Annotated in this window: 2 protein-coding genes; both read left to right on the forward strand. The window is 74.0% G+C overall.

Annotated features, from left to right (window positions below):
- The first annotated feature begins 2 nt into the window (after positions 1-2).
- On the forward strand, positions 3-16,142 hold the full coding sequence (locus ACH4TL_RS44810) for a type I polyketide synthase (RefSeq protein WP_398425502.1): 16,140 nt from the start codon (positions 3-5) through the stop codon (positions 16,140-16,142).
- Between the two features lie 45 nt (positions 16,143-16,187).
- Positions 16,188-26,816 (forward strand): type I polyketide synthase, encoded by a 10,629-nt coding sequence (locus ACH4TL_RS44815; protein ID WP_398331621.1) that lies wholly within the window; start codon positions 16,188-16,190, stop codon positions 26,814-26,816.
- The last annotated feature ends 26 nt before the right edge of the window (positions 26,817-26,842 follow it).

A 26,842-nucleotide genomic window follows, 5' to 3' on the forward strand; every position in this document is an offset into this window, starting at 1 on the left:
CACTGCGCGCAGCGATGAAGGAGACCGAGCGCCTCCGGCGGCAGAACAGGCATCTGGTCGCCGCGGCCACCGAACCGGTCGCCGTCGTCGGCATGGGCTGCCGCTATCCCGGCGGCGTGCGTTCCCCGGAGGACCTGTGGCGGCTGGTGGCGGCCGGCACCGACGCGATCTCCGGATTTCCCACCGACCGTGGCTGGAACCTGAGCGCCCTGCACGGCGCCCAGGTCGACGAGCGCGGCAACGAGATCAGTCGGCAGGGCGGATTCCTCGACTGCGCCACGGAGTTCGATCCCGGTTTCTTCGGGATCTCGCCGCGTGAGGCGCTGCGGATGGATCCGCAGCAGCGGCTGCTGCTGGAGACCTCGTGGGAGGCGATCGAACGGGCGGGCATCGACGCGAACCGCCTGCGCTCCAGCCGGACCGGCGTGTTCATGGGCACGAACGGCCAGGACTACGCGTACCTGATGGTGCGCTCGCTGGACGACGCGACCGGCGAGGTCGGCACCGGGATCGCGGCGAGCGCGGTGTCCGGGCGGTTGTCGTACACCCTGGGGCTGGAGGGGCCCGCGCTGACCGTCGACACGGCGTGCTCGTCCTCGCTGGTCGCCCTGCACCTCGCCACGCAGGCGCTGCGCGGCGGCGAGTGCTCGCTGGCGCTCGTCGGTGGGGTCAACGTGATGTCCACGCCGGGGCCGCTCATCGAGTTCAGCCGTCAGGGCGGCCTCGCCCGTGACGGGCGGTGCAAGGCGTTCGCCGACTCCGCCGACGGCACCGGCTGGTCCGAGGGCGTCGGCGTGCTGGTGCTGGAGAAGCTGTCCGACGCGCGGCGCAACGGGCATCCGGTGCTCGCCGTGGTGCGCGGCAGCGCGGTCAACCAGGACGGCGCGTCGAACGGGTTCACCGCGCCCAACGGCCCCGCGCAGCGGCGCGTCATCCGGCAGGCGCTGGCCGCCGCCGGACTCGCCCCGGCCGACGTGGACGTGGTGGAGGCGCATGGCACCGGCACCCCGCTGGGCGACCCGATCGAGGCGCAGAGCCTCCTGGAGACCTACGGCCAGGAACGGGATACGCCGCTGCTGCTGGGGTCGGTCAAGTCGAACCTCGGGCACGCCCAGGCCGCGGCCGGGGTCGCCGGGGTGATCAAAACGGTCATGGCGATGCGGCACGGCACCGTGCCGAAGACCCTCCACGCCGACACTCCGTCATCTCGTGTGGAGTGGTCCGCCGGAGCGGTGGACCTGCTGAGGGAGTCGCGCGAGTGGCCGGACACGGGCCGCCCCCGGCGCGCGGGAGTGTCGTCGTTCGGGGTGAGCGGCACCAACGCGCACGTCATCCTCGAACAGGCGCCGGACGCCCCCGCCGAGGAGACCCCAGGGACCCCCGGGACCTCCGGGGCCTCCACGACGGCGGAGCGGCGGCCGACCGCGCTGCCCTGGGTGCTGTCCGGAGCCACCGAGGCCGCCCTGCGGGACCAGGTCACCGCTGCGCTCTCCCTGCTGGACGAGGTATCCGGACCGCGCCCGCTCGATGTGGCGTTCTCCCTGGCGACGTCCCGGACGAGTCTCGAACACCGGGTGGCCGTCGTCGCGGACGGCCGCGAAGCGCTCCGGGACGGGCTGGTGGCCTGGGCCGAGAACGGCACGGCGCCCTCCGTGCTGGACGGCACCGTCCCCGGCCGCACGAAGCTGGCCATGCTGTTCTCCGGGCAGGGGGCGCAGCGGCTCGGCATGGGGCGGGAACTGTACGACCTGTTCCCGGCGTTCGCCGAGGCTCTGGACGCCGTCCTCGCCGCACTCGATCCGGGTCTGGACCGCCCGCTGCGCGATGTGATGTGGAGCGGACACGCCGACGAACTCGACCGGACCGGATACGCGCAGCCCGCGTTGTTCGCCATCGAGGTGGCGCTGTTCCGGCTGCTCGAATCGTGGGGGGTGCAGCCCGATTTCGTCGCCGGGCACTCGATCGGTGAGGTCGTCGCCGCGCACGTCGCCGGTGTGCTGTCGCTGACCGACGCGTGCACGCTGGTGAACGCGCGGGCGCGGCTCATGGACGACCTGCCCGCCGGCGGGGCGATGGTCGCGGTATGGGCCACCGAGGACGAGGTCACGCCCCTGTTGACCGAGCGGGTGTCGGTCGCCGCGGTGAACGGGCCGTCCACGGTGGTCGTGTCCGGCGACGAGGAGGCCGTACTGGAGATCGCGGCGCGGCTGGAGGCGCGGGGCCGCCGTACCAAGCGGCTGCGGGTGTCGCACGGCTTCCACTCGCCGCTGATGGACCCGATGCTCGCTGCCTTCCGTCAGGTCCTCGCCGGGCTGGAGTTCCACGAGCCGCGGATCGCGGTGGTGTCGAACCTGACCGGCCAGATGGCCGACGCGGGCGAACTGTGCTCACCGGAGTACTGGGTGCGGCACGTACGGGAGACCGTGCGCTTCGCCGACGGGGTACGGGCGCTGGCCGACGCCGGTGCCGGAGTGCTCGTGGAGCTCGGGCCCGACGGGGTGCTCTCGGCGGCGGCCCGCGAGTCGGTGCCGGAGAAGGCCGCGGTGCTTCCCCTGCTCCGTAAGGACCGCGGTGAAGAGGCCGCGCTGGTGACCGGGGTCGCCGGGCTGCATGTGGGCGGGGTCGCGGTGGACTGGGCGGCATTCTTCGCGGGGACCGGGGCCCGCCGGGTCGACCTGCCGACGTACGCCTTCCAGCACGAGCGGTTCTGGCCCTCGGGGACCGACCTGTCCGTGGACCTGTCCGGGACGGGGCTGGAGCCCGCCGGGCACCCGCTGCTCGGCGCGGTGATGGTCGTGGCCGGTGCGGACGAGCTGGCGCTGACCGGCGTGCTGTCCCCGGCGGCGCAGCCCTGGCTCGCCGACCACAGGGTCGGCGGCGTGATCCTTTTCCCCGGCACCGGGTTCCTGGAACTGGCCGTCCGGGCCGGCGATCAGGCGGGTTGCGACCAGGTTGAGGAACTCACCATGGTCGTACCGCTCGTGCTGGCCGAGGACAGCGGGACGCAGGTCCAGGTGCGGGTGGGCGAACCCGACGACGGGGGCCGCAGGGAGATACGGTTCTTCGCGCGCCCCGCGGAGGTGCCCGAGGCGGCCTGGACGCTGCATGCCGTCGGACGGCTCGTCCCGGGCGAGCGGGTGGCCGAATTCGACGCCACGCGGTGGCCGCCGCCCGGCGCGACAGCCATGGACATCGACGGGTTCTACGACCGGTACGCGGCATCCGGCCTGGACTTCGGGCCGACGTTCCGCTGCCTGCGGGCGGCCTGGCGACGGGGCGACGAACTCTTCGCCGAGGTGGCCCTGCCGCAGACCGCACGCGACGCCGGGGATTTCGGCGTCCACCCCGGACTGCTGGACTCGGTGCTGCACGTCGCGGCGGACTCCGGCGACGGCGAGCGGCTGGTGCCCTTCGAGTGGACCGGGGTCTCGCTGCACGCCTCCGGTGCCGACGTGCTGCGGGCCAGGGTACTCAGGACCGGCCCCGACACCGTCGTCGTCGACGGGGCCGACGTACACGGCGCGCCCGTGATCTCGGTGGACTCGCTGGTCCTGCGGGCGCCGTCGGCCGCGCCCGCCACCGTGCCCGCGGGCCCGGACCCGGCCGACTCGCTGTTCCGCCTGGACTGGGTCCCGCAGACCGCCCCGGACGCCGTGGACGGGGCCTGGGCCGTGATCGGTGCGGACGACTTCGGGCTGGGTGCGGCGCTGGACTCGGTGGGTACCGTCCGCCAAGGTGTGCCGTCCCTGGCCGAGTTGGCCGAGTTGGCCGACGTACCGCGGGTCGTCGCCGTACCGCTGGCGGGGGGCGGCGGTCCCGAGGCCGTGCACGCGCTGACGTGCCGCGTGCTGGGCCTGATCCAGGATTGGCTCGGCGAGGAACGCTTCGCCCGCTCCCGCCTGGTGTTCGTGACCCGGGGTGCGATCGCGGCGGACGGCGAGGACGTACGCGACCTGGCCGCCGCGGCGGTGTGGGGCCTGGTGCGGTCCGCGCAGTCGGAGAACCCGGGCCGGTTCCTGCTGGTGGACCTCGACGACGCGGCGGCGGCCGGGCCCGTACTGCCGGGCGTGCCCGGGTTGCTGGACCTCGACGAGCCGCAGGCGCTGATCCGGGCCGGGTGGCTGAGGGTCGGCCGGCTGGCGCGCGCGGCGTCGGGCGGCGGGCTGGTGCCGCCGGCGAACCGGCCGTGGCGACTGGACAGCCGCGCGAAGGGCAGCCTCGACGCGCTGGCCCTGACGGAGTGCCCCGAGGTTCTCGAGCCGCTGACCGGGCGCCAGGTGCGGGTGGCCGTGCGGGCCGCCGGGATCAACTTCCGCGACGTGCTGAACGCCCTGGGCATGTACCCCGGCGAGGCCGGACTGTTCGGCTCCGAGGCGGCGGGCGTGGTCGCGGCGGTCGGCCCGGAGGTGACCGGCCTGCGGCCCGGCGACCGGGTGCTGGGCATGGTGTCCGGTGGGTTCGGACCGGCCGTCGTGGTGGACGAGCGGCAGCTGACGGCCGTGCCGGAGGACTGGTCGTGGGAGACGGCCGGCTCGGTCCCGCTCGTGTTCCTCACGGCGTACCACGCGCTGGTGGACCTCGCCGCGACACGGCCGGGCGACAAGGTGCTCGTGCACGCGGGCGCGGGCGGCGTCGGCATGGCGGCGATCCAGCTGGCGCGCCATCTCGGCGCGGATGTGTTCGCCACCGCGAGCGAGGGCAAATGGGACACCCTGCGTGAACTGGGCGTCGCCGAGGACCACATCGCCTCCTCCCGCAGCACCGGCTTCGAGGCGGCCTTCGCCGCCGTCGCGGGTGACGGCGGGATCGACGTCGTACTCAACGCGCTGTCCGGTGAGTTCGTGGACGCGTCGCTGCGGCTGCTGGGCCCCGGCGGCCGGTTCCTGGAGATGGGCAAGACCGACGTACGGAACCCGGACAGAGTGCCGGAGGGCGTGCGTTATCACGCCTTCGACCTGGGCTGGGTCGCCCCCGACGGCATCCAGCGGATGCTCGCCGCGCTCATGGAGCTGTTCGGCGCGGGCGTGCTGAAGCCGCTGCCCGTACGTGCCTGGGACGCGCGGCGGGCGCCGGAGGCGTTCCGCCATATGAGCCTGGCGCGGCACGTCGGCAAGCTCGTCCTGACCCTGCCGCCCGCGTGGGACCCCGAAGGCACCGTCCTGATCACCGGTGGCACCGGCGGCCTCGGCGGGGAACTCGCCCGCCACCTGGTCGCCGAGCGCGGAATGCGGCACCTGGTGCTGGCCGCGCGCCGCGGGCCGGACGCGCCCGGCGCGCACGACCTGCGTGCCGAACTGACCGCGTACGGCGCCGAGGTCTCCGTGGTCACCTGCGATGTCGCCGACCCGGACGCCGTACGGGCACTGGTGGCCGCGATTCCCGGCGAGCATCCGCTGACCGCGGTGGTGCACACGGCGGGCGTGCTCGACGACGGCGTCGTCGGCTCGCTGACCCCGCGGCGCCTCGGCACCGTACTGCGGCCCAAGGTGGACGCGGCCTGGCACCTGCACGAGGCGACGAAGGACATCGGCCTCGCCGCGTTCGTCCTGTACTCCTCGACCGCCGGTGTGATGGGCGCCCCGGGGCAGGCGAACTACGCGGCGGGCAACGCGTTCCTGGACGCACTCGCGCACCACCGCAGGGCCGTCGGGCTGCCCGCCGTGTCGCTGGCCTGGCCCGCGTGGGAGCAGGGCGTCGGCATGACCAGCGGCCTGGAGGACCAGGACCTGCGCCGCGCCGCCGCCCTCGGCCTGCCGCTGCTCTCGACGGCGCGCGGACTGGCCCTGTTCGACGCCGCCACCGTCGGCGACGACGCGCTGGTGGTCCCGTTGCCGGTCGCCGAGGGCACGGGCGGGGGAGAACTCCCCGCGCGGGCAGAGGTCCCGGCGCTGCTGCGCGGACTGGTCCGCACCGGCCGTCGCGCCGCGGCCAGCGGCGGGGGCGGAGCGTCGCGGGCGGCCTTCGCCGAGCACCTGCGCGGGCTGCGGCCCGAGGAGCGGGCGCCCCATCTGGTGAACCTGGTGCGCGACGAGGCCGCGCGCGTGCTCGGGCACGCGTCGCCGGACTCCGGCTCGGGCGGCTCGGCCGTTTCCGCGGACAAGGACTTCCGCCGGCTGGGGATCGACTCGCTGACCGCCATCGAGCTGCGCAACCGGCTGTCCTCGGTCACCGGGCTCACCCTGCCCGCGACGCTGGTCTTCGACTACCCCACGCCGCGCGGGCTCGCGGGGTTCCTGCTGGGGGAGCTGGTGGAGGAAGGCCAGGACGCGGACGCTCCGGCCTCGCTCGTGCCGGTCGCGGTGGCCGACGACCCGATGGTCATCGTCGGAATGAGCTGCCGGTTCCCGGGCGGGCTGGACTCGCCGGAGGATCTGTGGCGGTTCGTCGAATCGGGCGGCGATGCCATCTCCGGCTTCCCCGAGGACCGGGGCTGGGAAGGGGACGCCGGGGCCGGCAGCGGGGCCATGGGCGGATTCCTGCGCGGCGCGGCCGACTTCGACGCGGGCTTCTTCGGGATCAGCCCGCGTGAGGCGCTGGCCATGGACCCGCAGCAGCGGCTGCTGCTCGAAGTGTCCTGGGAGGCCGTCGAGCGGGCGGGAATCGACCCGGTGGAGCTGCGGGGCAGCAGGACCGGAGTGTTCGTCGGACTCAGCGGCTATGACTACTCCACCCTGGTCATGCGGTCCTCCGTGGACGTCGAGGGCCACGCGACCACGGGCCTGTCGGGCAGTGTGGCGTCAGGTCGGCTGGCCTACGTCCTCGGGCTGGAAGGCCCGGCGGTCACGGTGGACACGGCGTGCTCGTCGTCGCTGGTGTCACTGCACCTGGCCACGCAGGCCCTGCGCGCCGGGGAATGCTCGCTGGCCCTCGTGGGGGCGGTGATGGTCATGGCCACCCCGGTGACCTTCGCGGGATTCTCCCGGGTCGGCGGCCTGGCGCCGGACGGCCGTTGCAAGGCGTTCGCCGAGGCCGCGGACGGCACCGGCTGGTCCGAGGGCGTGGCGACGCTGGTGGTGGAACGGATGTCCGACGCGGTGCGCAACGGGCACGCCATCCTCGCGGTGGTGCGGTCCTCGGCGGTGAACCAGGACGGTGCCTCGAACGGTCTGACCGCGCCCAACGGCCCCTCCCAGCAGCGGGTGATCCGCCAGGCGCTGGCCGGCGCCGGACTCTCCCCGGCGGAGGTCGACGCGGTGGAGGCACACGGCACCGGCACCACCCTCGGTGACCCGATCGAGGCGCAGGCGCTGCTGGCGACGTACGGGCAGGACCGGGAGCACCCGCTGTACCTGGGCTCGGTGAAGTCGAACCTCGGTCACGGGCAGGCGGCGGCAGGCGCCGCCGGGCTGATCAAGACGGTCATGGCGATCCGGCACGGGGTGCTGCCGCGAACGTTGCACGTGGACGAGCCGTCGTCCCATGTGGACTGGTCGGCGGGGGCCGTCGAGCTGCTGACGGAGAACGTCGCGTGGCCCGAGACGGACCACCCGCGCCGGGCGGGAGTGTCCTCGTTCGGGATCAGTGGCACCAACGCGCACGTGATCCTCGAACAGGGCCCCGATCCTGTGGTGGAGCCCGCCGAGGAGCCGGAGACCAGGCCGACCGTGGTGCCGTGGCCGGTGTCGGCCACGAGCGATGCGGCGCTCGACACGCAGCTGGAGCGGATCACGTCCTTCGCGGACGGACGGCCGCCGCTGGACGTCGGCTTCTCGCTGGCGACGGGCCGGTCGGTGTTCGACCATCGGGCGGTGTTGCTGTCCTCGGCGGACGGTGTGGCCGAGGCGGCCCGGGGCGTGGCGGCCGAGGGCTCGCTCGCTGTGGTGTTCTCCGGGCAGGGTGCGCAGCGGATCGGGATGGGGCGGGAGTTGTACGGCCGGTTCCCGGTGTTCGCGCAGGCGTTGGACGCGGTGCTGGCCGAGTCCGATCCCGCGCTGCGCGAGGTGATGTGGGGCGAGGACGTCGAGGCGCTGAACCGGACCGGGGCCGCTCAGCCCGCGCTGTTCGCGGTCGAGGTGGCGCTGTTCCGGCTGATCGAGTCGCTCGGTGTCGTACCGAAGTTCGTGGCCGGGCATTCGATAGGTGAGGTGGCCGCGGCGCATGTGGCGGGTGTGCTGTCGCTGGATGACGCGTGCCGGCTGGTGTCGGCGAGGGCCCGGCTGATGCAGGCGTTGCCGGTCGGCGGGGCGATGGTGGCGGTGGAGGCGACCGAGGACGAGGTCCGGCCGTTGCTGTCCGGTGAGGTGTCGGTGGCGGCGGTGAACGGGCCGTCGTCGGTGGTGCTGTCCGGTGAGGAATCGGCGGTCATGGAGGTCGCCGGGCGGTTGGAGGGCCGTCGTACGAGCCGTCTGCGGGTCTCGCACGCGTTCCACTCGCCGCTGATGGACCCGATGCTGGACGAGTTCCGTACGGTGGTCGGGGAACTCACTTTCCACCAGCCCACGATGCCGGTGGTATCGAACCTGACCGGACGCCTGGCAGACGCTTCGGAGCTGTGCTCGCCGGAGTACTGGGTGCGCCACGTCCGCGAGACCGTACGGTTCGCCGACGGGATGCGGACGCTGTCCGGCGCGGGCGCGGCGGCGTTCCTGGAACTGGGCCCGGACGGCGTGCTCTCGCCGGTGATCCGCGAGTCGGTGGCCGACGCGGCCACGGTCGTCCCGGTCCTGCGCAAGGACCGGGACGAGGAGACCACAGCCCTGACCGCCCTCGCGCGCCTGCACGTGGCCGGGGTCGACGTGGACTGGCCGGCCTTCTTCGCGGGGACCGGTGCGCGCCGGACCGACCTGCCGACGTACGCGTTCCAGCGTGAGCGGTTCTGGCCGGAGGCGGCCGAACCCGTGGCCGCGGGCGACGGCATCGACGCGGAGTTCTGGGCGGCGGTGGAGCGGGAGGACCTGGAATCCCTCGCGTCGAGCCTCGATGTGGACGCCGACACCCTCGGCGGCATCGTGCCCGCGCTGTCGTCCTGGCGCGGTCGCCGCCGGACGAGGTCGACGGTCGACTCCTGGCGCTACCGGGAGAAGTGGCGGCCCCTGGAGGGTTCCTTCCGGGCCGTACTGCCGGGCACCTGGCTGGTGGTGCTCCCCGCCGAGGGCGACGGCTGGGCGCGGGGCGTCGCCGACGCGCTGGGTCCGGACGTGATCCGCTTCGTACCGGAGGACGTCGGTCGTACGGTACTCACCGCGCAGTTGGCCGAACTCACCGCCGACGGAACCGAGTTCACAGGAGTGGTCTCACTCCTCGCCGCGTCGCCGGACGGCCTCGCGGACACGGCGGCGCTGCTACGGGCCATGGGTGACGCGGACATCGCGGCGCCCGTGTGGGCGGTGACCCGCGGTGCGGTGTCCGCGGATCCCGGCGGCACGGCGATCGATCCGGGACAGGCCGCGTTCTGGGGACTCGGCCGGGTCGCGGCACTGGAGTACCCGGACCGCTGGGGCGGCCTTGTCGACGTACCGAACGCGGAGGCACCGAACGCGGAGGCACCGAGCGCGGACGCGCTGAACGCGGACGTCGCGCGGCGGCTGATCGGCGTGCTCGCGGGAGCACTCCCCGGGGACGGTGACGGTGACGAAGACCAGGTCGCGGTGCGGGCCTCAGGGGTGTTCGGCCGGCGTCTGGTGCCCGCGCCCGCGGGGGACGCGGCACGGCGGTGGCAGCCGACCGGCACGGTGCTGATCACCGAGGGCACCGGGACGGTGGGCGCGCACATGGCGCGCTGGCTGGCCGGGCACGGCGCGGAACACCTGCTGCTGCTCGCCCGCCGGGAGCCGGACGCGTCCGGTGCGGCGGAGCTGGAGGCCGAACTGACCGCGCTCGGCGCGCGGGTCACGATCGCGGCCTGCGACGCGACGGACCGGGCCGAACTGGAAGCCGCGCTGGCGGCGATCGGGCCAGAGTTCCCGCTGACCGGTGTCGTGCACGCGGCCGGTCACCTGGAAGAGCCCACCGCGCTCGACGGTCTGCCCGCGCGGCGTTTCGAGGACGTGTTCCGGGCCAAGGTCCAGCCCGCCCTGCTGCTGGACGAGCTGACCCGCGATCTCGACTTGTCGGTATTCGCGCTGTTCTCCTCGGTGGCCGCCGCCGTCGGCAGCCCCGGCCGGGCGGACCACGCCGCCGGGAACGCGGTCCTGGACGCGCTCGCCGAGCGCCGCCGAGCCCAGGGCCTCCCGGCGACGTCGATTGCCTGGGGTGCCTGGCGAGGGGCCGGAGCGCCGGAGGCGGCCGGATCGACCGTGCTCGATCCACGGCTCGCGATGGAGGCGATGGCCGAGCTGGTGGCCGAACCGGACGCGACCGCGGTCGTCGCGGACCTCCGGCAGCCGCAGTTGCTGAAGGCCCTGCTCAGCCTCCGAACCAGTGCCGCGTTCACCGGACTGCCCGGCGCCCGCGCGGCCGCACGGGCGGCGCGGAAAGCCCGGCGCGACGGCGAGTCCACGGCGTCGAAGCTCCGTGAGCGCCTGCTCGCCGCCCCGGCGGCCGAGCAGGGGACGGTGCTGCTGGACGTCGTACGGACCCATGCCGCCGCCGTGCTCGGACACGCCGACGCGGAGGCCATCGGCGTGGACCGGGCGTTCCAGGACCACGGGTTCGACTCGCTGACCTCGATGGAACTGCGCAACCAACTGGCCCATGCCACCGGCCTGGCACTGCCCGCGAGTCTGCTCTTCGACTACCCGAGGCCGCGGGTGCTGGCCGAACACCTCGTCGCCGAGCTGCTGGGGCGGGGGGAACGGGCCGACACGCCGGTCCTCACCCCGGTTTCGGCCGGCCCCGCGGACGACCCGGTGGTGATCGTCGGCATGGCCTGCCGGTTCCCCGGCCAGGTGCGTACCCCGGAGGAGTTCTGGGACCTCGTCGCGTCCGGCCGAGACGGCATCGCCGGGTTTCCCACCGATCGCGGCTGGGACCTGGAGACCCTTGCCGGGAATCAGCCCGGCTCCAGCGCGACCTCCGAGGGCGGTTTTCTCTACGACGCGGCCGACTTCGACCCCGGCTTCTTCGGGATCAGCCCGCGCGAGGCGCTGGCCATGGACCCGCAGCAGCGGCTGCTGCTCGAAGTGTCCTGGGAGGCTATCGAGCGGGCGGGCATCGACCCGGAGGGCCTGCGCTCCAGCCGGACCGGGGTCTTCGTGGGCACCAACGGCCAGGACTACGTGCACCTGGTGACCCGCGCGCGGGAAGACCTCGGCGGCCACATCGGCACCGGGCTGGCGGCGAGTGTGCTCTCCGGTCGGCTGTCCTACGTATTCGGCCTGGAAGGCCCGGCGTCCACCGTCGACACGGCGTGCTCGTCGTCGCTGGTGTCATTGCACCTCGCCGCGCAGGCCCTGCGTGCCGGGGAGTGCTCGCTGGCGCTTGCCGGTGGCGTCACCGTGATGACGACCTCCGTGAGCTTCGCGGGGTTCAGCATCCAGGGCGGGCTGGCGCCCGACGGACGGTGCAAGCCGTTCGCCGAGGCCGCCAACGGGACCAGCTGGTCCGAGGGCGTCGGCATGCTGGTGGTCGAGCGGCAGTCCGACGCGGTGCGCAACGGGCACGACATCCTCGCGGTGGTGCGGTCCTCGGCGGTGAACCAGGACGGTGCCTCGAACGGTCTGAGCGCGCCGAACGGCCCCTCTCAGCAGCGGGTGATCCGTCAGGCGCTGGCCGGTGCCGGGCTGAGCCCGGCGGAGGTCGACGCGGTGGAGGCGCACGGCACCGGCACCGCCCTCGGCGATCCGATCGAGGCGCAGGCGCTGCTGGCGACGTACGGGCAGGACCGGGAGCATCCGCTGCTGCTGGGTTCGGTGAAGTCCAACATCGGCCACACGCAGGCCGCGGCGGGCGTCGCCGGTGTCATCAAGTCCGTACTGGCGATGCGGTACGGGGTGCTGCCGCAGACGTTGCACGTGGACGAGCCGTCGTCCCATGTGGACTGGTCGGCGGGGGCCGTTGAGCTGCTGCTGGAGAACGTCGCGTGGCCGGAGACGGACCACCCGCGCCGGGCGGGAGTGTCCTCGTTCGGGATCAGTGGCACCAACGCGCACGTGATCCTCGAACAGGGCCCCGATCCTGTGGTGGAGCCCGCCGAGGAGCCGGAGACCAGGCCGACCGTGGTGCCGTGGCCGGTATCGGCCACGAGCGATGCCGCGCTCGACGCGCAGCTGGAGCGGATCATGTCCTTCGCGGAGGGGCGGCTGCCGCTGGACGTCGGGTTCTCGCTGGCGACGGGCCGGTCGGTGTTCGACCATCGGGCGGTGTTGCTGTCCTCGGCGGATGGTGTGGTCGAGGTGGCCCGGGGTGTGGCTGCCGAAGGTCCCCTGGCTGTGGTGTTCTCGGGGCAGGGTGCGCAGCGGATCGGGATGGGGCGGGAGTTGTACGGCCGGTTCCCGGTGTTCGCGCAGGCGTTGGACGCGGTGCTGGCCGAGTCCGATCCCGCGCTGCGCGAGGTGATGTGGGGCGAGGATGCCGAGGCGCTGAACCGAACTGGGGCCGCTCAGCCTGCCCTGTTCGCCGTCGAGGTGGCCCTGTTCCGGCTGATCGAGTCGCTCGGCGTCGCGCCGAAGTTCATGGCGGGGCATTCGATAGGTGAGGTGGCCGCGGCGCATGTGGCGGGTGTGCTGTCGCTGGACGACGCGTGCCGTCTGGTGTCGGCGAGGGCCCGGCTGATGCAGGCGTTGCCGGTCGGCGGGGCGATGGTGGCGGTGGAGGCGACCGAGGACGAGGTCCGGCCGTTGCTGTCCGATCGGGTGTCGGTCGCGGCGGTGAACGGGCCGTCGTCGGTGGTGCTGTCCGGTGAGGAGACGGCGGTCGCGAAGCTCGTGGCGCGGTTCGAGGGCCGTCGTACGAGCGAACTGGCGGTCAGCCACGCGTTCCACTCGCCGTTGATGGACCCGATGCTGGCGGAGTTCCGTACGGCCCTCGGGGACCTCACCTTCCACGAGCCCACGATGCCCGTGGTGTCGAACCTGACCGGTGCGCTCGCGACGGCCGACGAGCTCTGCTCACCGGAGTACTGGGTACGCCACGTCCGCGAGACCGTACGGTTCGCGGACGGGGTACGGACCCTCTCCGAGAGCGGTGTGAAGACCTTCCTCGAGCTCGGGCCCGACGGCGTGCTCTCGGCCATGATCCAGGGTTCGGCGCCGGACGGGACCACCGTCGTTCCCGCGCTGCGGGGGGACCGGTCCGAGGAAGCCGCCATGGCCACCGCACTCGCGCGCCTGCACGTCACCGGCACCCCGGTGGATTGGCGGGTGTTCTACGCGGGCACCGGGGCACGCCGGATCGACCTGCCGACGTACGCGTTCCAGCGCGAGCGGTTCTGGCCGACGGCGTCGCTGCGCTCCGCGGACGCGGCCGGCCTCGGCCTGGCCGCAACGGAACACCCCGTGCTCGGCGCCGTGATGGCCGTCGCGGGCTCGGCGGAACTGGTCCTCACCGGCACCCTGTCGCTCGCCCTCCACCCCTGGCTCGCCGAGTACACCGTCGACGGTGCGGTGATCCTGCCGGGCACGGCCTTCCTGGAGGCCGCGATCCGCGCGGGCGACCAGGTCGAGTGCGAGCGAGTGGCGGAACTGACCCTGGCCGAGCCGCTGGTGGTGCCGGAGCGGGGCGCGGTGCGGCTTCAGGCGCGGATCGGCGAACCCGACGACGCCGGGCGCCGGGAGCTGTGGTTCCACGCGCGCCCCACCGACGACCCCGACGCCGCGTGGACGCCGCACGCCCACGGGTGGCTCGTACCGGGGGAGAGGGTGGCCGACTTCGACGCGGCACAGTGGCCGCCGGCCGGCGCGACCGGGATCGGGCTGGACGACCTCTACGAGCGCTTCGCCGACGCGGGCCTGGACTACGGGCCTGCGTTCCAGGGCCTGCGGGGGGTCTGGCGGCGCGGCAAGGACCTCTATGCCGAGGTCGCGCTGCCCGACGAGGTACGCGACGCCGACGGCTTCGGCGTGCACCCGGCACTGCTGGACTCCGCGCTGCACGCGGCGGTGTTCACCGGCGGCGAGGAGGACGGCGAACGGCTGCTCCCGGCCGAGTGGCGCGGGGTGTCGCTGCACGCCGCGTCCGCGCGGGTGCTGCGGGCCCGGCTGACCCGCGACGCGGACAGGCTTGTCCTGGCCGCGGCCGACGCGCAGGGCGCGCCGGTCCTCTCGGCGGACGCGGTGGTGCTGCGGCCGCCGACGGCCCGGCCGGACGCACCGGCCGGCCCGGACCACCGGAAGTCCCTGTTCCATCTCGAGTGGGTGGAACGGCCGGAGCCCAGGACAGCCGCCGACGACTCTGCCTGGTTCGTCCTCGGGCCCGACGAGCTCGGGCTGGCCGACGCGCTCGGTCAGGCCGCGGAACCAGTGAAGTCCCTAGCCGAAGTGCGCGATCGTGGCGGCGCGGTGGCACCGCAGATTCTCGCGGTACCCGTCGCGGGCCGTATGGATGGCGGCCCGGAGACGGTGCACGAGGTGACGCACCGGGTGCTGGCGCTGATGCAGGAGTGCCTGGCCGAGGACCGGCTGGCCCGCACCCGCCTGGTGTTCGTCACCAGGGGAGCGGCCGCGCCGGAGGGCGAGGACGTACCGGGCCTGGCCGCCGCGGCGGTGTGGGGCCTGGTGCGCTCCGCGCAGATGGAGAACCCCGGCCGGTTCCTGCTCGCCGATCTCGACGGTTCGGCCGCCTCCGCGGCCGTGCTGCCGAGCCTGCCGGGTACGGACGAGGAGCAGTTCATGGTGCGGGAAGGGACCGTTCGGGTCGCGCGCATGATGCGCGCGCCCGAACCGTCCGCGCCCGCCCGGAACGGCTCCCCATGGGGTCCCGAGGGCACGGTGCTGATCACCGGTGGCACCGGCGGCCTGGGCCGCGAGCTGGCCCGGCACCTGGTGACCGAGCGCGGGGCCCGGCATCTGGTGCTGGCGAGCCGCCGGGGCGCCGAGGCGCCGGGCGCCGCCGGACTGCGCGACGAGCTGACCGCCCACGGCGCGGAGGTGTCCCTCGCCGCCTGCGACTTCGCCGACCCCGTCGCCGTACGGGAACTCCTGGCCGCGGTTCCGGTCGCACACCCGCTGACCGCGGTGGTGCACACGGCCGGTGTGCTCGACGACGGTGTGCTCGACGCGCTGACCCCGGAGCGGGTGGACGCGGTGCTGCGGCCGAAGGTCGACGCCGCGTGGAATCTGCACGAGGCGACGCGGACGGCGGACCTCTCGGCGTTCGTCGTCTACTCCTCGGTGGCGGGCGTCATGGGCAGCCCCGGGCAGGCGAACTACGCCGCCGCCAACGCCTTCCTCGACGCACTGGCCCAGCACCGCAGGCGTGCGGGGCTGGCCGCGACCTCGCTGGCGTGGGGCCCCTGGGCGCAGGGCACCGGCATGACCAGCGGGCTGAGCGATGCCCACATCGAGCGCATGAACCGGTCCGGGACGCCGCCGCTGACCCTGGAACAGGGCCTCGCCCTCTTCGACGCCGCCACCGGCCGCGACGAGGCGAACCTGATCGTGATGCGCACGGCGGGCAAGGCCGGTCCCAGCACGACGATGTTCGCCGGCGCCGTGCCACCGATCCTGCGCGGCCTGGTCCGCGCCGGTCGCCGGACCGCCGCCGCCGACAACCGGGCTGCCGACCTGGCGGCGCGGCTGGCGGACACCCGCGAGCACGAGCGGGTGCGCTTCCTCACCGATCTGGTACGGGGCGAGGCCGCGGCCGTACTGGGGCACGGTTCGCCGGACCAGGTAGGCGCCGAGCGGGAGTTCGACCGGCTCGGGTTCGACTCGCTCACCGCGATCGAGCTGCGCAACCGGCTCACCGCCACGACAGGGCTGCGGATGCCCGCGACCCTGATCTTCGACTACCCGACACCGGCCGCTGTCGCCGACCTCCTGGCCACCCGCCTCGGCGAGCCCGCCCAGGCGGCGGGTCCCGCCCTGCCCGCCGAACTCGACCGGCTGGAAACGGCACTGTCCGCAGCGCTGTCGGCGGAAGACCTCGGCGAGGCCGCCAGGGCCGGGGCCGCGGCGCGGCTGCGGAAGATGCTCGCGCGGGTGACCGGCACCGGCCCCGGCACCGAGACCGGCGAACAGGACGTACAGCAGCGGATCGAGGCGGCGAGTGCCGACGAGGTCCTCGCCTTCATCGACAGTGAGCTCGGCCGACCGACGGACCACTGATCCCCGATCCCCGGTCGATCTCTCAAGCGGAAGCGGAAAGGCGCCTTGACCATGGCGGACGAAGAGAAGCTCGTCGAATACCTGAAGTGGGTCACCGCGGATCTGCACCAGACGCGGCGGCGGCTTGAGGAGGCCGAGTCCGGTCGGCACGAGCCGGTGGCGATCGTCGGCATGGCGTGCCGGTTCCCCGGCGGGGTGCGCTCGCCTGAGCAGCTGTGGGACCTGGTGGCCTCGGGCGATGACGCGATCTCCGGCTTCCCGACCGACCGCGGCTGGGATGCCGCGGTGCTCGGCGGGGACGGCCGCGGCCGCAGCGTCACCGGCGAAGGCGGATTCCTCTACGACGCGGCCGACTTCGATCCGGGTTTCTTCGGGATCAGCCCGCGCGAGGCGCTGGCCATGGACCCGCAGCAGCGGCTGCTGCTCGAAGTGTCCTGGGAGGCGATCGAACGCACCGGGATCGACCCGCTCTCGCTGCGCGGCAGCCAGACCGGCGTGTTCGTCGGCACCAACGGCCAGGACTACGTCCGGCTGGTGGCCGAGGCGCGGGAGGACATGGACGGCCACGGTGGGACCGGGCTCGCGGCGAGCGTGATCTCCGGGCGGCTTTCCTACGTGTTCGGCCTCGTGGGCCCCGCCGTCACCGTGGACACGGCGTGCTCGTCGTCGCTGGTGTCGCTGCACCTGGCCGCGCACGCGCTGCGCAGCGGGGAGTGTTCCCTGGCGCTCGCGGGCGGGGTCACCGTGATGACGACCCCCGCCAGCTTCGCCGGGTTCAGCCTGCAGGGAGGGCTGGCGCCCGACGGCCGCTGCAAGCCCTTCGCCGAGGCCGCGGACGGCACCGGCTGGTCCGAGGGCGTCGGCGTGCTCATGGTGGAACGGCTGTCCGACGCGATTCGCAACGGGCACGAGGTCCTCGCCGTGATACGGGGCTCCGCCGTCAACCAGGACGGCGCGTCCAACGGTCTCACCGCGCCCAACGGCCCCTCCCAGCAGCGGGTCATCCGCCAGGCCCTCGCCAGTGCCGGGCTCTCCCCGGCGGACGTGGACGCGGTGGAGGCGCACGGCACCGGCACCACCCTCGGCGACCCGATCGAGGCGCAGGCCCTGCTCGCGACGTACGGGCAGGACCGGGAGCAGCCGCTGTACCTGGGCTCGGTGAAGTCGAACCTCGGACACACGCAGGCCGCGGCGGGCGCCGCCGGACTCATCAAGACGGTGATGGCCATGCGGCACGGAGTGCTGCCGCGCACGCTGCACGTCGACGTCCCCTCGTCCCATGTGGACTGGACCGAGGGCGCGGCCGAACTGCTCACCGCCAACACCGACTGGCCCCGGACCGACCGCCCGCGCCGGGCGGGCGTGTCCTCGTTCGGGATCAGCGGCACCAACGCCCACGTCATCCTCGAACAGCACACGCCGGACGAACCGGAGGCCGCCGAGGGCCCCGCCCCGGTGCCCAGCGCGGTGCCCTGGCCCGTCGCGGGCAGGACCGAGGCCGCGCTGGCCGCGCAGGTGGAGAGCCTGAAGCGGTTCGCGGCACAGCACCCGAAGTGCTCGCCGCTCGACGTCGGTTTCTCCCTCGCCACCGCCCGGTCGGCCTTCGAGCACCGCGCCGTGCTGCTGGCCTCCGACGAGGGGCTCCTCGAAATCGCCCGGGGCGAGGCGGGGGACGCGCCGGTGGCCGTCGTCTTCTCCGGGCAGGGCGCACAGCGCCTCGGCATGGGGCGCGGCCTCTACGACCGCTTCCCGGCCTTCGCGGAGGCGCTGGACGCCGTGCTCGCGGAATTCTCCCCGCCCCCGGCCACGGCCTCGGAAAGCCTCGCCGGATCGCAGCCGGAACGGCTTCGCGAGGTGATCTGGGGCGAGGACGCGGACCTGCTGGATCGGACCGGCCACGCCCAGCCCGCCCTCTTCGCGGTCGACGTGGCGCTGTTCCGCCTGGTCGAATCGCTGGGAGTGCGCCCGCGGTTCGTAGCCGGGCACTCGATCGGCGAGGTGGCGGCTGCACACGTCGCGGGCGTACTGTCCCTCCCCGACGCCTGCCGTCTGGTCGCGGCCCGCGCCCGTCTGATGCAGGCTCTGCCCGCCGACGGCGCCATGGTGGCGGTCGAGGCCACCGAGGACGAGATCCGGCCGCTGCTCACCGACCAGGTGTCGATCGCGGCCGTCAACGGTCCCTCGTCGCTGGTCGTCTCCGGCGAGGAGGACGCCGTCGCCGAGGTGACCGCCCACCTGAAGGGGCGCCGCGCCAGCAGGCTGTCGGTCAGCCACGCCTTCCACTCGCCGCTGATGGACCCGATGCTGGAAGAGTTCCGCGCCGTCGCCGCGCGCCTGACCTTCCACCAGCCCGAGATCGACATCGTCTCCAACCTGACCGGCGCGCTCGCCACGTCCGACGAGCTGCGCTCGCCCGACTACTGGGTGCGGCACGTCCGCGAGACCGTACGGTTCGCCGACGGTGTACGGGCGCTGGCCGCCGCCGGTGCCGGTGTGCTGCTCGAGCTCGGCCCGGACGGGGTGCTCGCGCCGCTGATGCGCGAGTCCGCGCCGGAGCGCATCGCCGTGGTTCCCCTGCTGCGCAAGGACCGCGACGAGGAATCAGCGGCCGTCACCGGCCTGGCCCGGCTGCACGTGGCCGGGGTCGGTGTGGACTGGCGGGCGTTCTTCGCGGGCACCGGCGCCCACCGGACCGACCTGCCGACGTACGCCTTCCAGCGCGAGCGGTACTGGCCGGAGGCGGCCGGGTCCGTCCCGCTCTCCGGCGCGGTGGACGGGGCGGATGCCGAGTTCTGGGCCGCGGTGGAGCGCGAGGACCTGCCGTCCCTGGCGGCCCGCCTGGACATCGACACCGACGCGCTGGGCGGCGTGGTGCCCGCGCTGTCGGCCTGGCGCGGCAAGCAGCGGGCCCGTTCGCTCGCCGACTCGCTGCGGTTCCGGGAGAGCTGGCAGCCGCTGCGCGGCGCGTCCGCGGCCGCCCTGCCGGGCGTATGGCTGGTGGCGCTGCCCGCTGACGGGCCGGAGGCCGACACCCCGTGGGTGCGGTCGGTGCTGGACGGCCTCGGCCCGGACGTGGTCCCGGTGACGCTGGGGAAGCGGCCCGACCGTTCCGAACTGGCGCAGCAGCTGGGTGAGTTGAGGAAGGGCGGCATAAGGTTCGCCGGAGTGGTCTCGCTGCTGGCGGCGAACGAGGCACGCCGCTGGTCGAGTGTGCCGGTGGGGCTGGTCGACACCGCCGTACTCGTACAGGCCCTCGACGACGCCGGGATCCACAGCCGGGTATGGGCGCTGACCCGCGGCGCCGTCTCGGTGGACGAGAACGACCCCGTCGCCAGCCCGCGGCAGGCCGCGCTCTGGGGACTCGGCCGGGTCGCCGCCCTGGAGTACCCGGACCGCTGGGGCGGCGTGATCGACCTGCCGCCGGAGCCCGACGACCGTACGCTCCGGCGGCTGATCGGCATCCTCGGCGGGCCCGGCGACGAGGACCAGGTCGCCATCCGCGCCTCCGGCGTGTTCGGCAGGCGGCTGCTGCCCGCCCCCTCCCGCGACGCGGCGCCGACCTGGCAGCCCGCCGGCACGGTGCTCATCACCGGCGGCACCGGCGCGCTCGGTGCGCACTTGGCCCGCTGGCTGGCCGAGCACGGCGCGGAACACCTGCTGCTGCTCAGCCGCCGAGGTCCCCAGTCGCCGGGCGCGGCGGACCTGGAGGCGGAACTGACCGCGCTGGGCGCGCGTGTCACCATCGCCGCCTGCGACACCGCGAACCGCACCGAGCTGACGGCCGCCCTGGCGGCCATCCCCGAGGGATTCCCGCTGACCGGGGTCGTGCACGCCGCCGGTGTGCTGGACGACGCCGTGCTCAACGGGCTGACGCCGCAGCGGTTCGGCGCGGTGTTCCGGGCGAAGGTCTCCCCGGCGATGCTGCTCGACGAACTCACCCGCGACCGGGACCTGTCCGTATTCGCCCTGTTCTCCTCGGTGGCCGGTGCCGTCGGCAACCCGGGCCAGGCGAACTACGCCGCGGCCAACACGGTGCTCGACGCGCTGGCCCAGCAGCGTCGGGCGCAGGGCCTGCCCGCGACCTCCATCGCCTGGGGCGCCTGGGAGGGCGGCGGGATGGCCGCCGGCATCGAGGACGTGCTGCACGAGACCGGCACCACGGTGCTGGAACCCGGGATGGCCCTCGGTGTGCTGGCCGAACTGGTCGCCGCACCCGACCCGGTCACGGTGGTCGCCGACCTGGGGCAGCAGGACGTACTGGAGGCGCTGTTCAGCCTGCGGCCCAGCGCGTCGCTGAGCGCGCTGCCCTCCGCCCGCGAAGCGCAGCGGTCGGCCCGCGACGTCCGGCGCGAGAGCGAGTCGGCGGCCTCCGCCCTGCGGCGGCAGCTGTACGCGGCGCCGGAGTCCGAGCGTACGACGCAGCTGCTGGACCTGATCCGGACGCACGCGGCCGGGGTCCTCGGGCACGCCGGCCCGGACGCCATCAGCGTGGATCGGGTCTTCCAGGACCACGGCTTCGACTCGCTGACCTCGATGGAGCTGCGCAACCAACTGGCCCGCGTCACCGGCCTCGCGCTCCCTGCGAGCCTGCTCTTCGACTACCCGAGGCCCCAGGCACTGGCCGACCACCTCGCGGCCGAACTGATGGGCCGCCGGGCCGAGGCTGACGAAGCGGCGCTCGCCGTGGCACCCGCCGGTGTCCCCGACGACGCCGACGACCCGATCGTGATCGTCGGCATGGCCTGCCGCTTCCCCGGCGGCGTCGGCTCGCCCGACCAGCTGTGGGACCTGGTCTCCTCCGGCCGCGACGCCATCTCGGACTTCCCCACCGACCGCGGCTGGGACCTGCAGGGCGAGGGCGGATTCCTCTACGACGCCGCCGACTTCGACACGGAGTTCTTCGGCATCTCGCCGCGCGAGGCACTGGGCATGGACCCGCAGCAGCGGCTGCTGCTGGAGACCGCGTGGGAGGCGATCGAGCGGTCCGGTATCGACCCCGTCGGGCTGCGGGGCAGCAGGACCGGCGTATTCGTCGGCAGCAACGGCGTGGACTACATGCATGTGATCGCCCGCGCCCGGGACATGGAGGGCCGCGGCGTCATGCTCGGCCCCAGCGTGATGTCGGGCCGGGTGTCCTACGCGTTCGGCCTGGAAGGACCGGCGGTCACCGTCGACACGGCCTGCTCGTCGTCGCTGGTGTCGCTGCACCTGGCCGCCCAGGCGCTGCGGGGCGGTGAGTGCTCGCTGGCGCTGGCCGGTGGCGTGACGGTCATGACCACCTCGGCCAGTTTCGCCGGGTTCAAGCACCATGGCGGGCTCGCCCCGGACGGGCGGTGCAAGGCGTTCGGGGACTCCGCCGACGGCACCGGCTGGTCCGAGGGGGTCGGCGTGCTGGTCGTGGAGCGGCTGTCCGACGCGCGGCGGGGCGGCCACCCCGTCCTCGCGGTCGTGCGGGGCAGCGCGCTCAACCAGGACGGCGCGTCCAACGGACTGACGGCGCCCAACGGCCCCTCCCAGCAGCGCGTGATCCGACAGGCCCTGGCGAGCGCGGGCCTGACCCCGGCGGACGTGGACGCGGTGGAGGCGCACGGCACCGGCACCACCCTCGGCGACCCGATCGAGGCGCAGGCGCTGCTGGCGACCTACGGCCAGGACCGCGAACGCCCGCTGCTGCTGGGCACGGTGAAGTCCAACATCGGCCACACCCAGGCCGCCGCCGGCGCGGCCGGGCTGATCAAGACGGTCATGGCGATACGCCACGGCGTGCTGCCGCGCACCCTCCACGTGGACACACCGTCGTCACACGTGGATTGGTCGGCCGGCGCGGTCCGGCTGCTGACCGAGAACGCCGCATGGCCGGAGGCGGGACGCCCCCGCCGCGCCGGGGTGTCCTCGTTCGGCATCAGCGGTACCAACGCGCACGTGATCCTCGAACAGGCCCCGCAGGAGCCGGCGGAGGATGCCGAACCGCCCACCGTCACGCCCGGCGTAGTGCCGTGGGTGGTGTCGGCCAAGAGTGAGACGGCCCTCGAAGCCCAGGTGAACCGGGTGCGGTCCGCGGTCGGGACCGCGGACCGCGCTCCGCTGGACATCGGGCTCTCGCTCGCCACGGAAAGGTCGGCGTTCGACCACCGGGCGGTGCTGCTGGCCTCCGAGGACGGAGTGGCCGAGGCGGCCCGGGGCGTGGCGGCCGAGGGCTCGCTCGCTGTGGTGTTCTCCGGGCAGGGTGCGCAGCGGATCGGGATGGGGCGGGAGTTGTACGGCCGGTTCCCGGTGTTCGCGCAGGCCCTGGACGCGGTGCTGGCCGAGTCCGATCCCGCGCTGCGCGAGGTGATGTGGGGCGAGGACGTCGAGGCGCTGAACCGGACCGGGGCCGCTCAGCCCGCGCTGTTCGCGGTCGAGGTGGCGTTGTTCCGGCTGATCGGGTCGCTCGGTGTCGTACCGAAGTTCGTGGCCGGGCACTCGATCGGTGAGGTGGCCGCGGCGCATGTGGCGGGTGTGCTGTCGCTGGATGACGCGTGCCGTCTGGTGTCGGCGAGGGCCCGGCTGATGCAGGCGTTGCCGGTCGGCGGGGCGATGGTGGCGGTGGAGGCGACCGAGGACGAGGTCCGGCCGTTGCTGTCCGGTGAGGTGTCGGTGGCGGCGGTGAACGGGCCGTCGTCGGTGGTGCTGTCCGGTGAGGAATCGGCGGTCATGGAGGTCGCCGGGCGGTTGGAGGGCCGTCGTACGAGCCGTCTGCGGGTCTCGCACGCGTTCCACTCGCCGCTGATGGACCCGATGCTGGACGAGTTCCGTGCGGCAATCGACGGGCTCACCTTCCACGAGCCGCGCATCCCGGTCGTCTCGAACCTGACCGGGCGGCTCGCCACGGCCGGTGAGCTGCGCTCGCCCGACTACTGGGTGCGCCACGTCCGCGAGACCGTACGGTTCGCCGACGGCGTCCGGACACTGGCCGACGCGGACGTGCGAACGTTCCTCGAACTGGGCCCGGACGGCGTGCTGTCGGCCATGGTCCAGGAGTCGGCGCCGGACGAGGCCGTGGCCGTGGCCGTACTGCGCGCGGACCGCCCGGAGGAGACGACGGCCGTCACCGCGCTCGCGCGGCTCCACGTGAGGGGTGTGCCCGTGGACTGGCAGGCGTTCTTCGCGGGCACTGGCGCCCGGCGGGTGGACCTGCCGACCTACGCCTTCCAGCGCGAGCGGTTCTGGCCGTCGGGCTCGACCGTCCCGACGGACCTGTCCGGCGTGGGCCTCGCCCCGACCGACCACCCGCTGATCGGCGCGACGGTGAACGTGGCGGGCTCGGACGACATCGTGCTGACCGGGACCCTGTCCCAGTCCACCCACTCCTGGCTGGCCGAGCCCCGGTCCGGCGGCTCGGCGTACTTCCCCGGCACCGGCTTCCTGGAACTGGCCATCCGCGCCGGCGACCAGGCCGGCTGCGACCGGGTCGAGCAGCTCACCATCACCACGCCGCTGGTGCTCCCCGCGCAGGGCGCGACCCAGATCCAGGCACATGTGGGCGAGCCCGATGAGAGGGGCCACCGGGACACCCGGCTCTACGCACGGCCCGCCGACGCCGCGAGCGGGGACTGGCACCTGCACGCGACCGGCGTGCTCACCTCCGGTGCCTTGGGCGCCCCAGCCGCGGAGTTCGACGCGACGGTCTGGCCACCGCCCGAGTCGACCCCGGTCGACCTCGACGGGCTCTACGAGCGCCACGCCCGGGCGGGCCTGGAGTACGGACCGGCCTTCCGCGGCCTGCGGGCCGTCTGGCGCCGTGGCGAGGAGGCGTTCGCCGAAGTCGTCCTGCCGGACGAGGCAGCGGACGCGGACGGCTTCGGGATGCACCCGGCGCTGCTCGACGCGGTGCTGCACGCTGCCGCGTTCGCCGGTGAGGACAACGACGAGTGCGCCCTGCCCTTCTCGTGGAACGGCGCCGTACTGCACGCCTCCGGCGCGTCCGTACTGCGCGCCCGGCTGGTGCGCACCGGCCCGGACACCGTCACGCTGGCCGCGACCGACGTCGAGGGCACACCGGTGATCTCGGTGGACTCGCTGACGCTTCGGCCGCCGTCGGCCCAGCCGGATACGCCGGCCGGACGTGATCCGCTCGACTCGCTGTACCGGGTCGAATGGGTCCCCGCCCCGACCGAGCCCACACCCCTCGCCGGGGCACGGTGGGCCGTCATCGGAGATGACCAGCACGACCTGGGCAACGCGATGGCCCTGGGCGGCGAGACCATCGCCGCCTACGCCGCGACCCTGGCCGGCGCGATCGGCGAGAGCGGCGACAACGGACCCGTGCCGAACGGCTTCGTGGTCCCGGTCGCGGAGGGCCCCGGCCCCGAGGCCGTACACGAAGCCACACAACGCGCGCTGGCGCTGATGCAGGAGTGGCTGGCCGAGGAGAGGTTCGCCCGCTCGCGGCTCGTCTTCGTCACCCGTGGCGCGATGGCCGCGGACGGCGAGGACGTAACCGACCTGGCTGCGGCGGCGGTGTGGGGCCTGGTGCGGTCCGCACAGTCGGAGAACCCCGGCCGCTTCCTGCTGGTCGACCTCGACGACGCGCACATATCGGCCGGGGCGCTGTCCGGTCTGCTGGCCGCCGACGAGGAGCAGTGGTTGCTGCGGAAACGGACCGCACGGGTCGCCCGGCTCACGCGGGTGCCCGCACGGCCCCCGTCCGGGCGGTCCTGGAACCCCGACGGCACGGTGCTCATCACCGGCGGCACCGGCGGCCTCGGCGAGGAACTGGCCCGGCACCTGGTGGCCGAACGCGGCGTACGGCGGCTGCTGCTGGCCAGCCGCCGGGGCGCCGAGGCGCCGGACGCGGCAGAGCTGCGCGACGAACTGACCGCTCATGGCGCTCAGGTGTCCTTCGCCGCCTGCGACTTCACCGACCCCGCCGCCATAGCCCGCCTGCTGGCCGACGTGCCGGCCCAGCATCCGCTGACCGCGGTGGTGCACACCGCCGGCGTGCTCGACGACGGCGTGATCGCCTCGCTGACCCCCGAGCGCGTGGACACGGTACTGAGGCCCAAGGCCGACGCCGCCTGGCACCTGCACGAGGCGACCCGCGAACTCGACCTGTCCGCCTTCGTGCTGTACTCCTCGGTGTCCGGGGTGATGGGCAGCCAGGCCCAGGCGAGCTACGCCGCGGGCAACGCCTACCTCGACGCCCTCGCGGCCCACCGGCGCGGCCAGGGGCTGCCCGCCACCTCGCTGGCGTGGGGCTTCTGGGGCCGCCGCACAGGAATGACCGGCCACCTCACCGAGACCGACATCCAGCGTATGAGCCGGTCCGGCACGCCACCGCTGACCCCGGAGCTGGGCCTGGCCCTCTTCGACGCGGCCCTCACGCGCGACGAGGCCCAGCTGGTCCCGCTCCGGGTGGACCGGTCGAGGGCGCTCCAGCAGGTGCACCCGCTGCTGCGCAACCTCATCCCCAGCTCCCGGCCCACGGCGGCCGGGACGGCGAGGTCGCTGGCCACCGTACGGGACCGGCTCCGCGGCCTCGACCCGGACGAGCAGGAAAAGCTGCTGGTGGACTTGGTGGTCGGCACCTCGGCCGTGCTGCTCGGCCAGCGCGACGCGGACGCGATCGATCCGCAGCGCGCGTTCCTCACCATGGGCTTCGACTCGCTGATCGCGCTCGAATTGCGCAACCAGCTCGGTGAGGCGCTCGGCATGCGGGTGCCGACCTCGGTGGTGTTCGAGACCCGGACGCCCGCCGGGCTCGCCCAGTGGCTGCGCGACCGGCTCGCGCACCAGGGCGGCATGAGCGCGGCGGCCGAACCCGGAGCGCTCACCGCCGTCCGGGAGAACGCCCAGGACTCGCTGGTCGGCATGTTCTTCGACACCGTGAACTCCGGCAGGCAGCTGGAGGCGATGCGGCTGCTGATGGCCGTCGCCGCCACCCGCCCGTCCTGCGAGGTGTCCGCCGAGGTCGAAGAGCTGCCCCAGCCGGTGACCCTGGCCGTGGGCCCGGGCAAGCCCCGGCTGATCTGCATCAGCGCCCCCGGCGCGAACGGAGGCGTCCACCAGTACGCCCGGATCGCCTCCCGGTTCCGCGGCAACCGGCACGTCTCCGCGCTGCCGCTGCTCGGCTTCGCCGAGGGCGAGCCGCTGCCCGCCACCAGCGAGGTTGCGGCCCGGCTGATCGCGGAGAGCGCGCTGCTGGCCAGTGACGGCGAGCCGTTCGTCCTCGTCGGCTACTCCACCGGCGGCACCTTCGCCTACCGGGCCGCGGGCGTGCTGGAGGAGGTCTGGGGGGTCCGCCCCGAGGGCGTCATCATGCTCGACACCCTCAGCCTCCAGTACGAGGCCGGGGAGCAGGTCGACTGGGACGTGGTCCAGAGCAACTACCTCGCCGGCATCGACTCCCCGTCGGTGAAGCTGAACAGCGCCCGGCTGTCGGCGATGGCGTACTGGTTCATACGGATGACCACCGGCGGCGCGGAGCGGTACACGACCTCGGTGCCCAGCCTGCTCGTCCGGTGCGCGGAGTCGCTGCCCGGGGTCGGGCACGGGGACGAGGTGCCCGCGGTCCCGGCCTCCACCACGCGCCTGATCGACGCCGACCACCTGACGCTGATCGCCGACGACTCCGGGGAGACCGCACGCCTGATGGAGGAATGGCTCACCACCCTGGACCCCGACGGTGGCGCGTAGCGCCGTCCGCCGCAGGCGGCGCCCGG

It is taken from the genome of Streptomyces sp. NPDC021115 (assembly GCF_044333065.1).
Lineage (GTDB): Bacteria > Actinomycetota > Actinomycetes > Streptomycetales > Streptomycetaceae > Streptomyces.